The following is a 12,917-nucleotide window of genomic DNA, read 5'->3' as shown; positions in this document are numbered from 1 at the left end:
TTTGATTGCACACCATAAAAACCCATGCAGATTTAACATAACGCATGGGTTTTTTGATGTTAATCGACAAAGGCCTTGTTCATACGCTGCAGAAGTTCGCCAAACATCTCTTTTTCATGTATTGACCACTCTTTCAGCATCTGTTCATAACGTTCTAAGCGCATCTGCTGATCTGCCTTTAATGCTTGTTTGCCGAGTTTTGTAATGGTAAACAGACTGACTCTTCTATCGGAAGGATCGGTAAAACGATAGATGAGCTCCTTGGCCTCTAAAGCTGCAGCTTGTCTGGAAAGAGTAGAAATATCAAGCTTAAACGACTCCGCCAGCTCCTTTACACGAGCGGGTCCAAACTCATCCAATTGTCTCAATAATAAGTAAGAGGATCTCTCCAAATTCCCTGTTCTTTTCTCTGATTGATCCAGATAAACAGCTCTCCTGATAAAAGTGGTCAGCTCATATTCAATCAATTCGACTGGATTCTGTTTTTGCAATCGCTTTCGCTCCCCATTCCGATGTTTGACATTGACAGCATTCTATATACTTGTATAATACAAATGTATAAGCTCTGTATGAATAAGTATTGGATGATAAAATCTATTTATTTACTTGTATAGTACAACCATATAAAAAGAAAGTAAAGTCATTCCTCAAAACAAACCAAAAGGTAGTCAACCAGAAAGGAGGAAGCTGTTCTAATAGAGAGCAGTACTTGCTGTGAAAATCATTCGAATAATTTTGCAAGTGTTGATATTATATGTGTTTTTTATCATCGGAGAAGCACTTCAGCATCTGTTTCATTTACCGATATCAGGAAGCATAGTCGGCTTGGTATTGCTGCTGATCTGCTTAGCCCTCCGTATTGTGCCGGTTGCCATTATTGAAGACGGAGCCGGGTTTTTATTGTCCTTTCTGCCATTGTTATTCATTCCAGCTATGACCGGGGTGATGAAGTATCCATCTCTCGTTTCATTAAATGGGTTGATGTTGCTGATTACAGTCGTTTTGAGCACCATCTTCACGATCATTGCAGCAGGAGCCGCCAGCCAGGTTCTGGAAAAGAGAGCCAACAAACGAAAGGAGAAAAAGAAATGCAGCAAGCATGTATCGCAATCATTATAATTCTTTTGACAGTTGCGGCTTACTTAGCGATGGTACAGCTCTACAAGCGATTCCCTTTTCCATTTCTTATCCCTGTTCTGACAACGACAATTTTGATTGTCGCGTGTTTGGCGATGTTCCATATTTCGTATGAAGGCTATATGATCGGTGGAAAATGGATCAATTCTTTGCTTGGGCCAGCTGTTGTGGCACTGGCATATCCGCTTTATAAACAACGGCACATTATTATGAAATACAGTATTCCCATTATAGGCGGTGTGCTGGTCGGGTTGTGTATGGGGATGATCAGCGGACTCATTTTCGCAGAAGCATTCGGAATCAATCATGATCTCGTATTGTCCATTCTGCCGAAGTCGATCACAACCCCAGTTGCTATCCAAATTGCCGCCGGCCTTGGCGGTGTTCCTTCCATGACAGTCGTATTTGTCATGATCGCGGGTTTTTCAGGCGTCATTCTCGGGCCGCTGATCCTAAAATGGCTTCGTATCCGCAGTTCACTCGGAAAAGGCATCGCATTAGGCAGCGCCTCCCATGCACTCGGCACCTCAAAAGCATTTGAATATGGAGAACTGGCTGTATCCATGAGTTCGGTCTCAATGACACTTTGTGCGGTACTCGGCTCATTCTTTGGGCCGCTCGTCGTCTGGCTGTTTCATATTTAACAAAAAAAGACTGCCTTCAGTGGGCAGTCTTTTTCCATATCTATTTTACGCTGCTGATGCCGAACTGGCGTCTTGGAAAATGGCACAGAGGAGAAAGTAAACCGATCAAAATAAACAGGCATTTCGCCTGTTTATTTTGATTCTCCAATGTCTTTTAAATATTGTTCCCGTTCTTCTTTCGTCAAACTATTTAAAAAGTCTTCTTTAACCTCTTTATCAAAATCATCCCAGTTTTCAAATCGATCCGCTAAGTCTTTAGAATAACCTATTGAATCTACTTTATCAGTTCCATATCTTAAGGAGACATCGAATGAGAACTTTTCAGGATTGTTGTTTACGTACCCTGTTAATTCAATCATTCCCATTGGGCTGATTGAGACATTCTTATCAAACGTTATCTCATTTACAAAATGATGTATATCATCCTTCTTCAATTTTTCCTTTATTTTCGGTTTCATTTTTTCAGCATATTCTTCTGCTTTTTGTTGATCATTTTTCTCCTCTGTATTCACGCTCTGATTCCCCCCAGATTTATCTGATGATTGATTAGAATTTGAGTTTTTATGATTAAAGTAAACAATTCCTATTAAAAGTACTATAATCATGCCAACAAAAAGTGTTTTTTTTGGAAAATGACATGGTTTTTCACCCTTTTTTATTTTATTATACTAGATATGTAAAGATTAGGAGTGTTGCGATTGTCTCATAAATACATGTCTAAAAAATTAACCGATGAAGATTTCAACCTTATTTCAAATAATGCTTATAAAATAGGAAAATACCATGTTGGAGAAACCATTGAAGTCAGTAATGGAGAAAAATTATACGTTATCGATTATAAAAAAACAGAAAAGGGCCTTAACGCTCTTACTCTTGTTTCTCGTGAGGATTACCGTAATTCTCATGAAGGCAAACACCCTGAAAAAATCCAAAACGCCATCATCGCATACCGCGGGTCAGAACCTATCAGCACTAACCAATTAAAAGAAACGATTAAGGAAACAAATCAGCGTGGAAAAAGAGAAGAGCTCATTAAAGAACTAGAGAAAAAAGGGATCAATATTCCAGCTGAAGAAGATGGGTCTTCTTTTGACTCAGTAACAGGTTTCTCTGAATATGCAAATGAAATCATCCAAGATTGGCTTCACATGGATACTAGTTATCTAGTTGGCAAAAAGCCGTTTGATGATGGAACAGATAACCAGGCCATTCAGGCAGATCAATATGCAAAAACAATACATAAGGATTTTAAAAATGCTGACATTCAAGTAACGGGTCACTCATTAGGCGGATCTAATGCAAGCTATGCAGTCGTGATGAATGACTTTATAGAACGCGGTGTCACTTTCGAGAATCCTAACATATATGAAAACCTGCCTGAGGATGTAAAAGCCCAGGCGTTAAAGGGAGAGTTTCGCAGCCGTTTAACAGAATATATTAATTTAAATGATGGATTATCCTTGCTGAATCGGGATGCTGCTGAAGTAGGCAAAGTAAAAGTGATGTATGACGAAGCTTTGCCCAATGGTGTACAGAATAATAGCCTCCCTGATGAAGTGAAAATGCTGGGTCTTGGACTGAAACATTATGGCAATCAATCTCTTGATATCACACTATTTGCTGAAGCCTTGATGGGAAGTCACGGCTTGGATCGATACAGCTTCCATTCAGATGGCTCTGCCCAAACTGTGGATGATGTTTTAAAGAACAACCCTGACTTTGCATTAACGATGCTTAAGCAAATGAAATCAACGAATGTGAAGGCCAATACAGGTGTTTCGATTCTCATTAAGTCACATGTATTGATGAATACAAGCACCCAGTTAAAACATATCGGTGAATCAGAATGGTCTAAGATTATACGCCAGATTGAAAGAATTGATGACAAAGTAAAGGATTCAATTGAGGATGTCAGGAATATGCATACACGAATGGTTGGTTTTGGCGCCTATGATGAATTATCAGTTTCCGATGTCGATGATCTGATCAATAAGATCAAAATGAACAAACCGCACCACCTTTTTTACTCAAAAGAAAAATATGATCAGGCAGTAGATGCAGCGCTCAATCTGCAACACTTTCTACAGATGATTGCAGATGATCTCGGACATATGGGACATGCATATCATGATGCAGATCTGGCAGCGGCCAGTCGAATGGGGATTTCATAAGGAGAGAAAGAAACATGGATTTTATGAATAAGAAACCAACAGATGCTGACCGTTTTATGCAAAGAGTGACGAGTCAGCATTCAAGCACTTCGATTTTTTCAAACACTAATGTAAATACCTCTGAAATGACACCTGAACAATTGGCGGCGTTCAAAGAGAAGAAGAGACAAGAACAAAAATTGGCGTTGATGAATTCAATCAAAAAACAATTAAGCTATGCATTTCAGGAAGACCGTAAGAATTTGTCTTCGATCCTTGAAAACATTACTGATGCCGAGCAGGCTATAAAGACAAAACGAGAAATCCTCAACCATCATATGTCTGGAAAAGCAATAGATAGTGTCACTGATAAAATGAAAGATCACCTTTCATTTGATAAAGTTCATTCCGATGTTTCGAGTGTAATCAATTCCATTGGCTTATAAGGTAGAGAGTCAATATAGCTTAAAATAAAGAAGATATCATCTCCGACGAAGTGGCGCAGCGAGAACGAGTCACGAATGAAACTGTGCGTCTGGAAAACGATCATTAGCACAGAAAAAAGCAGACTGTTCCCAGTCTGCTTTTCCCATTACGATCTAAAGAAATCAATCAGCGGCTGAAAATCCTTAGACAAATCAACGTCATTCGGCTCTGCTTGAAGCAGGCGGTCAATCATTTGCTCTAATTCCTCAATATCGTTTTTATCTGTGTATTCAATGAAGTTTAAGCTTTCAAGCCAATCTCGGTATGAATGTTTAGCTTTGCCGTAGCTATTTCCAAAGACGAGGCATGGCGTTTTTGTGATAATCGAGAAGATCATAGCGTGAAGGCGGTCTGTCACCACCAATTTACTGGAACCAATGCGGTCGAGCATTTCCATGAAATGCTTTTCCCGATCCTCGTAATCAATCATATCGACCGTATCAAGCACCGTGTCTGTACGCTCCGCATAGGTTGTTTTTTCTGCCCATTTCATCATGTGTGAAATAAAATCTTCATCGGTTACCTTCTCCTTGTCCGCTCTTAAAATAAAAAGAACGCCGTCCCGTTCAAGCTCTTTCGGTACGATATCCAAAGACAGCACCATATCCGGTGTAAAGATGACATCTGAATTGAAGGTTTCTTTCACAACATCGAGCGTCTGTGTCTCCCGCGCGGCAATCGTTAAATTTGGATTTTGATGGTACGCATCCTGTGTTTTTTTCTTTTCTTTGTTTCCGTCCTCTGTATCTTCAAAATAGACGGATTGCGGAAGAGAAATGGATTTATAGTCTTTAAACGCTGCAAAGACCTTCCTTCTGTCCTCCTCAATATCAAGGTAAAGGTTCCCCAGATTTCCTCCGCCGGTAAAGCAGACAATATCGTCTTCACGGATGATCTCCTTCACCAATTCAATGCCTTCGTCCGTCGCGTAGTCCATAATTTCAATATATTCATAGTAAGGAAAATGATTTTTAATAAATTTCTCTTCCGCATACGCAATCGCTTGGTCTCCGATGTTTGTGTAACTCGGGGAACCAAACAAAAATACTTTTCGTTTATCATTTAATAAGGCTTCGGGTTTTACATTCGGTGCGATCCCTTTTACTAGTTTTTTGCCTTTGATTTCTTGTACAGTCATGTCTGTGTCCTCCTTCTAGGTTGTGCTTGGTTATCTGTCTGTACCCAGAAAGGAGGGTGTATATGCACGGGCATGTGCTTGACCAGCTTTATATCAGATACATCGTTTTCGCCAGTTTTAAGGATGCCGCAATGTTTCTTGCCGTTCTTTCCATATTCTCGGCTGCATGCCCAAGTGCGTCTGCAAGGGGCACGGCTCCCGGCACGATGCTAAAAAGGGCATCCATCCCGTGTGCATAGACCGCATCACTGTCTCGCGAAACTGATCCCGCAAGTCCAATGACAGGCACATCGTATGCCTTAGCCGCTTTGGCCACGCCAATCGGCGTCTTGCCGTAAACTGTCTGGCTGTCAATCCGCCCTTCGCCGGTAATCACAAGATCTGCATCCTGAACCTTGCTTTCAAACTGGACCGCATCGAGGACGATATCAATGCCTCTTTTCAAATCAGCACGAAGAAAAGTAAACAGACTCCAACCGAGACCGCCTGCTGCACCGGCGCCCTCTGTTTCCCTGAAGCTTGTTTCAAGCGTTGTTTCTGCCACATCCGCAAAGTGAGACAGGTTCCGGTCAAGTATACGCACCATGTCAGGCGTGGCGCCTTTTTGAGGACCGAAAACAGCGGAAGCCCCTCTTGGCCCTGTTAACGGGTTATCCACGTCGCAGGCGACTTCGATTTTCACATTTCGTAATCTGGGATCAAGTCCTGCCACATCTATTGAGGAAAGCTGAGAAAGCGCACCGCCTCCGGGACCGATCTCATGGCCTGATTCATCAAGAAGCCTTCCGCCCAGCGCCTGAACCATCCCGGCTCCGCCATCATTTGTGGCGCTTCCGCCGATTCCGATGATCAAATGCTCTGCACCCGCATCAAGAGCCGCTGCGATTAACTCTCCCGTTCCTCTAGTAGAAGTGACAAGCGGATTCCTCTTCTCTGCGGGCACAAGATGCAACCCTGATGCGGCAGCCATCTCAATCACAGCTGATTTTCCGTCTCCCATTATGCCAAAAAACGCTTTTACCGGTTCCCCCAGCGGACCCGTGACAATCTGCTCTGTTATGGTTCCGCCCGTGGCATCAATTAATGACTGGACAGTCCCCTCACCGCCGTCCGCCATCGGCAGCTTCCGATATTCGGCATCGGGAAAAACTGTTTTGAAGCCTCTTTCTATGGCGTGAGCAGCCTCTAACGCTGATAAGCTTTCCTTAAAAGAATCCGGTGCAATAATGATTTTCATCCAATCGCCTCTTTCAAAAAGTGATGATTCACACTGTCTTTTCTTTAATTTACCATAGTGAAGATGCACAATACATATTGAGTAATTGGGAAAAATTTTATAAAAAATTAGAAATGAAAGTGTTTGCATTAATAAAATATTCGCGTTATCATACTTGTATACAAGTATACTCCTTAGTGAGGAAGGTGAGCGTATGCTAGACTCCAAGGACCTGTTGTATCCCGCAAAATGGCTTTCAAAAGCGTCAACCGGCGTTCGCGTCGCATGCGAGCTGAGAATGCGGATTATTTCAGGCATGATTGAAAGCGGTACCATTCTATCAGAAAATACAATCGCGGCTGAGTTTTCCGTAAGCCGTTCGCCGGTTCGCGAAGCGTTAAAAATACTGGCTTCCGAAAAAATGATCCGTTTAGAACGAATGGGAGCGGTTGTGATTGGGTTAACTGAAAAGGAAATCGCAGAAATATATGACGTGCGTTTATTATTAGAAACGTTTATCTTTGAACGGCTTGTCAAAATCGACGTTGAGCCTTTAGTCAAAGATCTCAGCAAGATTCTAGAAATAATGAAAGTCTCCATCAAATACGAGGACGCGGACGAGTTTTCATTTCAGGATGTGTTATTCCATGAAACGATTATCCGCGCCATTGATCACTCATACATTCAGATGATCTGGAACAATCTAAAACCCGTAATGGAAAGCTTTATTCTTTTATCAATGCGGGTACGGTTAAAGGAAAAGTACGAAGATTTCTCAAGGATTCTGGACAACCATGAGCTATATATTCAAGCGATCAAAACAAAGGACAGGGCGCTGATGGTTCAGTCTCTGCACCAGAATTTTGACGATGTGCAAGAAAAAGTAGAGGACCTCTGGCTCTCACAACAAATGCTGGCAAAAGGAGCTGAACACCAAAATGACTAGTTATATGTTAGGAATCGATATCGGTACGACCAGCACAAAGGCTGTATTATTCACTGAAAACGGAGACGTGGTACAGAAAGAAAGCATCGGCTACCCGCTCCATACACCGGACATCTCAACAGCTGAACAAAATCCGGAAGAGATTTTTCAGGCTGTCATCCATACAACTGCAAAAATCACGAAACAGCACCCGGAAAAACAAATCTCATTTATTTCCTTCAGCAGCGCCATGCACAGCGTCATTGCCATGGACGAAAATGATCAGCCGCTGACGCCATGCATCACGTGGGCAGACAACCGAAGCGAAGGCTGGGCGCATAAGATTAAAGATGAGCTCAATGGGCATGAGGTTTACAAACGAACAGGAACACCCATTCATCCGATGTCACCGTTAAGCAAAATTACATGGATCACAAACGAACGAAAAGAAATTGCTTCTAAAGCCAAAAAATATATCGGCATCAAAGAGTACATTTTTAAACAGCTATTTAATGAGTATGTAATCGATTACTCATTGGCATCAGCGACAGGGATGATGAACCTGAAAAGCTTGGATTGGGACGAGGAAGCACTGACGATCGCAGGCATTACGCCGGATCACTTATCCAAACTCGTGCCGACAATTGAGATCTTTCAGCACTGCAGCCCGAAATTAGCGGTACAGATGGGAATTAATCCAGACACACCTTTTGTCATCGGCGCAAGCGACGGCGTACTGTCCAATCTCGGTGTGAATGCCATTAAAAAAGGAGAAATCGCCGTTACGATCGGTACGAGCGGCGCTATCCGAACCATTATCGACCAGCCGCAAACCGACGAAAAGGGGAGAATTTTCTGCTACGCGTTAACGGACAAGCATTGGGTTATCGGCGGTCCGGTGAACAATGGGGGCATCGTTCTTCGCTGGATCAGAGATGAATTTGCTTCATCAGAAATCGAAACAGCGACAAGACTGGGAATTGACCCGTATGACGTGCTGACGAAGATTGCTGAACGCGTCAGACCGGGTTCTGACGGCCTGCTGTTCCATCCGTATCTCGCCGGGGAACGCGCTCCGTTATGGAACTCTGATGTACGGGGCTCATTTTTCGGCCTGACCATGTCACATAAAAAAGAACATATGATACGTGCAGCATTAGAAGGGGTCATTTACAACCTGTACACTGTGTTCCTGGCGCTAACAGAATGCATGGACGGACCGGTCACCCGAATTCAAGCGACTGGCGGCTTTGCAAGATCAGAGGTTTGGCGGCAAATGATGTCGGACATATTCGAATCTGAAGTCGTCGTTCCCGAAAGCTACGAAAGCTCATGTCTCGGCGCCTGCATTTTAGGCCTGTATGCGACAGGGAAAATCGATTCGTTCGATGCCGTGTCCGACATGATCGGCAGCACGTACAGACATACGCCAATCGAAGACTCAGCCAAAGAATATAGAACATTAATGCCGATATTCATCAATCTATCAAGATCATTAGAAAATCAATACACCCAAATTGCAAATTATCAAAGAAGCCTAATTACACACAAATAGCACATGACATGAAGGGGAGGGATTATCATGCCATTAATCATTGTTGCACTTGGGATCTTAGCATTACTATTTTTGATTATGGGCTTGAAATTAAATACATTTATTTCCTTATTAGTTGTATCATTCGGCGTGGCACTGGCACTTGGGATGCCGTTTGATAAAGTTGTCAGCTCCATTGAAGAAGGTATAGGGGGGACACTTGGCCACATCGCACTCATCTTCGGACTCGGTGCGATGCTGGGCAAGCTGATTGCTGATTCAGGCGGCGCACAGCGTATAGCAATGACGCTCGTCAACAAATTCGGCGAGAAAAATATACAGTGGGCTGTTGTGATTGCTTCCTTTATTATCGGAATCGCGTTGTTCTTTGAAGTAGGATTGGTTCTATTAATCCCGATCGTATTCGCAATTTCAAGAGAATTGAAGATTTCTATTTTATATCTCGGTATTCCGATGGTCGCAGCATTATCCGTCACACACGGGTTCCTGCCGCCGCACCCGGGACCGACAGCAATTGCCGGAGAATACGGCGCAAATATCGGGGAAGTGCTGCTGTACGGCTTCATTGTTGCTGTTCCGACAGTCCTGATTGCAGGGCCAATATTTACAAAGTTCGCGAAAAAAATCGTCCCTGCATCATTTGCGAAAAACGGAAATATTTCGTCACTCGGCACACAAAAAACATTCAAGCTTGAAGAAACACCAGGCTTTGGAATCAGTGTGTTTACAGCAATGCTTCCGATTATCATCATGTCGATCGCAACCATCATTGATTTGCTTCAGGAAACAATAGGATTTGCGGATAACAGTTTCCTGGCTTTCATCCGTTTAATCGGGAATGCATCGACTGCCATGATTATCTCACTGCTCGTTGCTGTTTACACAATGGGAATCGCACGCAACATTCCAATCAAAACCGTCATGGACTCTTGTTCTACAGCCATCTCGCAAATTGGCATGATGCTGTTGATCATCGGGGGAGGCGGCGCCTTTAAACAAGTGTTAATCAACGGCGGTGTCGGCGACTACGTAGCAGATCTATTCAAAGAAACGGCATTATCACCGATTCTGCTGGCATGGCTCATCGCAGCGATCCTGCGCATCTCCTTAGGATCAGCAACCGTTGCCGCATTAAGCACGACGGGGCTCGTCATTCCATTGCTGGGACAGTCCGATGCCAACCTTGCATTAGTGGTGCTCGCAACAGGCGCAGGAAGCGTCATCGCTTCACACGTCAACGATGCCGGCTTCTGGATGTTCAAAGAATACTTTGGATTAAGCATGAAAGAAACATTTGCCACATGGACCTTGCTGGAAACAATTATCTCCGTTGCTGGACTAGGATTTATATTATTGTTAAGTTTAGTTGTATGAAATTAATGAAGGAGATGTAACACACATGTTCAATACAATTGGTGTCATAGGCTTAGGCGTAATGGGAAGCAATATCGCCTTAAACATGGCAAATAAAGGCGAAAAAGTCGCCGTCTATAATTACACCAGAGATTTAACGGACCAGCTTGTGAAAAAGCTGGATGGACAATCGCTGAGCCCGTACTACGAGCTTCAAGATTTTGTTCAATCACTAGAAACACCCAGAAAAATTTTTCTGATGGTCACAGCGGGAAAACCGGTCGATTCCGTCATCCATTCGTTAATGCCTTTGCTAGATGAAGGAGACGTCATCATGGACGGAGGCAACTCCCACTACGAAGACACAGAAAGAAGATATGACGAGCTGAAGGAAAAAGGAATCGGCTACTTGGGAATCGGCATTTCCGGCGGGGAAGTCGGCGCATTAAAAGGGCCTTCCATCATGCCGGGCGGAGATCGAGACGTTTATGAAAAAGCCGCTCCGATCCTGACCAAAATCGCCGCACAAGTCGGAGAAGACCCATGCTGTGTCTACATCGGACCAAAAGGGGCAGGGCACTTTACAAAAATGGTGCACAACGGCATTGAGTATGCAGATATGCAGCTGATTGCTGAAGCCTATACATTTCTTAGAGAAACGCTTCGTCTGCCGCTCGAAGAAATCGCCAGCATCTTTGAAACGTGGAATCAAGGTGAGCTGAAAAGCTATTTAATAGAGATTACAGCGGAGATTTTACGGAAAAAGGACGAACATACAGGTCAGCCGCTGATCGATGTCATTCTTGATAAAACCGGCCAGAAAGGCACAGGAAAATGGACAAGCATGCAAGCTATTGATAACGGCATTCCATCCGCTATTATCACCGAGTCCTTGTTTGCCCGCTACCTGTCGTCCTTAAAAGAAGAACGTATGGCGGCTGAACCATTGTTAGCCGGTCCGGAAACAGAGGAAAAACATTACGATAAGGATCTCTGGATTGAATACGTCAGACAAGCCTTATACATGGGAAAAGTATGCGCCTACGCACAAGGCTTTGCTCAATATAAAATGTCATCTGAGCTTTACGGATGGAACCTGCCGCTTAAAGACATCGCTTTGATTTTCCGCGGCGGCTGCATCATCCGCGCGGATTTCCTGAACGTCATCAGCGAAGCATTCCAAGAACAGCCAGATCTCTCAAACCTGCTGATTGCACCTTATTTTTCAGAAAAGCTTAAAGCTTATCAGACAGGCATGCGAAAAGTCGTTTGCGAGGGAATCAGCGCCGGAAGCGCATTCCCATGCTTAAGCACCGCGCTCTCTTACTACGACGGCTACCGCACAGGGCGTTCCAACGCCAACCTGTTACAGGCGCAGCGCGATTATTTCGGCGCCCATACGTACGAGCGGACAGATATGGATGGCGTTTTCCATACCAATTGGTCTGATGCAAACTAATAGATAAGGCTGACAGCTGGAGCTTTTATACCAGCTGCCAGCTTTTTTTATAGGCTAAACTCACATATCGCAACTAATTGAGAATCAGACATATAAAATTTGAATATTTGTCAAAGTGTAATTTATGCTGATCACACCAGCACTTTCCTACACGATGAAAGGAAAAAGAGAAAATAATTAAGGGGTTTTGTCTTGACAAAAAATATATATTAATTAATAATTCATATATAATTAGAATTATTATTGAAAGCACTATTGCTTTCTAAACCATTTTTAGGAGGAATAACATTATGTCTTTAATCGGTAAAGAAGTACAACCATTCGAAGCAAAAGCATTCAAAAACGGTGAATTCATCGATGTAACAAACGAATCTCTAAAAGGTCAATGGAGCGTATTCTGCTTCTACCCAGCAGATTTCTCTTTCGTATGCCCAACTGAGCTTGAAGATCTTCAAAACCAATACGCTGCACTTAAAGAATTAGGTGTTGAAGTGTACTCTATCTCTACAGATACTCACTTCGTACACAAAGGCTGGCATGACAGCTCTGAAAAAATCGGCAAAATCACTTACGCAATGATCGGTGACCCATCTCAAACGATCTCTCGCAACTTCGATGTTCTTGACGAAGAATCTGGTCTTGCTGACCGCGGAACATTCATCATCGATCCAGATGGCGTGATCCAAACTGTTGAAATCAATGCAGGCGGTATCGGCCGTGACGCAAGCAACCTGATCAGCAAAGTAAAAGCAGCACAATACGTTCGTCAAAACCCAGGTGAAGTTTGCCCGGCTAAATGGGAAGAAGGCGGCGAAACTCTTACACCTAGCCTTGATCTAGTAGGTAAAATCTAA

The 12,917-nt window shown here is 43.3% G+C and carries 13 protein-coding genes; 9 read left to right on the top strand and 4 right to left on the bottom strand.

Annotated elements, in window-relative coordinates; genetic code table 11:
* Window positions 1-59: 59 nt before the first annotated feature.
* The gene (locus H7F27_RS00830; protein WP_095712611.1) at window positions 60-491 is read right to left on the bottom strand and encodes a MarR family winged helix-turn-helix transcriptional regulator; all 432 of its coding nucleotides are present in this window, start codon (window positions 489-491) and stop codon (window positions 60-62) included.
* Between the two features lie 223 nt (window positions 492-714).
* Between H7F27_RS00830 and H7F27_RS00825 the strand changes: the two genes are divergently transcribed.
* Both H7F27_RS00825 and H7F27_RS00820 read left to right on the top strand, forming a co-directional pair.
* Window positions 715-1,119 (top strand): CidA/LrgA family holin-like protein, encoded by a 405-nt coding sequence (locus H7F27_RS00825; RefSeq protein ID WP_095712610.1) that lies wholly within the window; start codon window positions 715-717, stop codon window positions 1,117-1,119.
* On the top strand, window positions 1,089-1,781 hold the full coding sequence (locus tag H7F27_RS00820; RefSeq protein WP_105954584.1) for an LrgB family protein: 693 nt from the start codon (window positions 1,089-1,091) through the stop codon (window positions 1,779-1,781). The genes H7F27_RS00825 and H7F27_RS00820 overlap by 31 nt, the downstream gene beginning before the upstream one ends.
* A 131-nt stretch (window positions 1,782-1,912) precedes the next feature.
* On the opposite strand, the gene H7F27_RS00815 is transcribed toward H7F27_RS00820, so the two are convergent.
* Window positions 1,913-2,293 carry a DUF1433 domain-containing protein gene (locus H7F27_RS00815; RefSeq protein WP_260627306.1) on the bottom strand — a complete coding sequence of 127 codons (381 nt, stop codon included), beginning with the start codon at window positions 2,291-2,293 and terminating at the stop codon, window positions 1,913-1,915.
* A gap of 201 nt (window positions 2,294-2,494) precedes the next feature.
* Between H7F27_RS00815 and H7F27_RS00810 the strand changes: the two genes are divergently transcribed.
* Both H7F27_RS00810 and H7F27_RS00805 read left to right on the top strand, forming a co-directional pair.
* A complete protein-coding gene (locus H7F27_RS00810) occupies window positions 2,495-3,952 on the top strand; it encodes a lipase (RefSeq protein ID WP_185848408.1) in 1,458 nt (485 codons plus the stop codon).
* A 14-nt stretch (window positions 3,953-3,966) separates the two neighbouring features.
* Window positions 3,967-4,377 (top strand): hypothetical protein, encoded by a 411-nt coding sequence (locus H7F27_RS00805; RefSeq protein ID WP_024123478.1) that lies wholly within the window; start codon window positions 3,967-3,969, stop codon window positions 4,375-4,377.
* A 146-nt stretch (window positions 4,378-4,523) separates the two neighbouring features.
* Here H7F27_RS00805 and H7F27_RS00800 read toward each other — a convergent pair whose 3' ends face one another.
* Both H7F27_RS00800 and H7F27_RS00795 read right to left on the bottom strand, forming a co-directional pair.
* The gene (locus H7F27_RS00800; RefSeq protein WP_101859675.1) at window positions 4,524-5,555 is read right to left on the bottom strand and encodes a polysaccharide pyruvyl transferase family protein; all 1,032 of its coding nucleotides are present in this window, start codon (window positions 5,553-5,555) and stop codon (window positions 4,524-4,526) included.
* An 88-nt stretch (window positions 5,556-5,643) separates the two neighbouring features.
* Window positions 5,644-6,792 carry a glycerate kinase gene (locus H7F27_RS00795; protein WP_185848407.1) on the bottom strand — a complete coding sequence of 383 codons (1,149 nt, stop codon included), beginning with the start codon at window positions 6,790-6,792 and terminating at the stop codon, window positions 5,644-5,646.
* Between the two features lie 193 nt (window positions 6,793-6,985).
* Between H7F27_RS00795 and gntR the strand changes: the two genes are divergently transcribed.
* The 5 genes from gntR to ahpC all read left to right on the top strand — a co-directional run bounded on the left by gntR (window position 6,986) and on the right by ahpC (window position 12,917).
* Entirely contained in the window at window positions 6,986-7,717 is a 732-nt protein-coding gene (gntR, locus tag H7F27_RS00790; protein WP_185848406.1) for a gluconate operon transcriptional repressor GntR, read from the top strand.
* Complete coding sequence (gntK, locus tag H7F27_RS00785) at window positions 7,710-9,251, top strand: gluconokinase (RefSeq protein ID WP_185848405.1); 1,542 nt, start codon at window positions 7,710-7,712, stop codon at window positions 9,249-9,251. Before gntR ends, gntK begins: the two co-directional genes overlap by 8 nt.
* A 27-nt stretch (window positions 9,252-9,278) precedes the next feature.
* The gene (gene gntP / locus H7F27_RS00780) at window positions 9,279-10,625 is read left to right on the top strand and encodes a gluconate permease GntP (protein WP_024123483.1); all 1,347 of its coding nucleotides are present in this window, start codon (window positions 9,279-9,281) and stop codon (window positions 10,623-10,625) included.
* Window positions 10,626-10,650: 25 nt separating this feature from the next.
* Entirely contained in the window at window positions 10,651-12,063 is a 1,413-nt protein-coding gene (gene gnd, locus H7F27_RS00775; protein WP_101859671.1) for a decarboxylating NADP(+)-dependent phosphogluconate dehydrogenase, read from the top strand.
* A gap of 290 nt (window positions 12,064-12,353) precedes the next feature.
* Complete coding sequence (gene ahpC / locus H7F27_RS00770) at window positions 12,354-12,917, top strand: alkyl hydroperoxide reductase subunit C (RefSeq protein WP_024123485.1); 564 nt, start codon at window positions 12,354-12,356, stop codon at window positions 12,915-12,917.

It is taken from the genome of Bacillus sp. PAMC26543 (genome assembly GCF_014250375.1).
Classification (GTDB): Bacteria; Bacillota; Bacilli; order Bacillales; family Bacillaceae; genus Bacillus; species Bacillus halotolerans.
Note: the sequence above shows the minus strand (reverse complement) of the source record. Positions and strands in the feature narration are given on the sequence as shown.

Coding starts and splice junctions, on each gene's coding strand:
- H7F27_RS00820 (WP_105954584.1), top strand. CDS start 1,089: ATGCAGCAAGCATGTATCGCAATCATTATAATTCTTTTGACAGTTGCG.
- H7F27_RS00810 (WP_185848408.1), top strand. CDS start 2,495: ATGTCTAAAAAATTAACCGATGAAGATTTCAACCTTATTTCAAATAAT.
- H7F27_RS00805 (WP_024123478.1), top strand. CDS start 3,967: ATGGATTTTATGAATAAGAAACCAACAGATGCTGACCGTTTTATGCAA.
- H7F27_RS00800 (WP_101859675.1), bottom strand. CDS start 5,555: ATGACTGTACAAGAAATCAAAGGCAAAAAACTAGTAAAAGGGATCGCA.
- H7F27_RS00795 (WP_185848407.1), bottom strand. CDS start 6,792: ATGAAAATCATTATTGCACCGGATTCTTTTAAGGAAAGCTTATCAGCG.
- gntR (WP_185848406.1), top strand. CDS start 6,986: ATGCTAGACTCCAAGGACCTGTTGTATCCCGCAAAATGGCTTTCAAAA.
- gntK (WP_185848405.1), top strand. CDS start 7,710: ATGACTAGTTATATGTTAGGAATCGATATCGGTACGACCAGCACAAAG.
- gntP (WP_024123483.1), top strand. CDS start 9,279: ATGCCATTAATCATTGTTGCACTTGGGATCTTAGCATTACTATTTTTG.
- gnd (WP_101859671.1), top strand. CDS start 10,651: ATGTTCAATACAATTGGTGTCATAGGCTTAGGCGTAATGGGAAGCAAT.
- ahpC (WP_024123485.1), top strand. CDS start 12,354: ATGTCTTTAATCGGTAAAGAAGTACAACCATTCGAAGCAAAAGCATTC.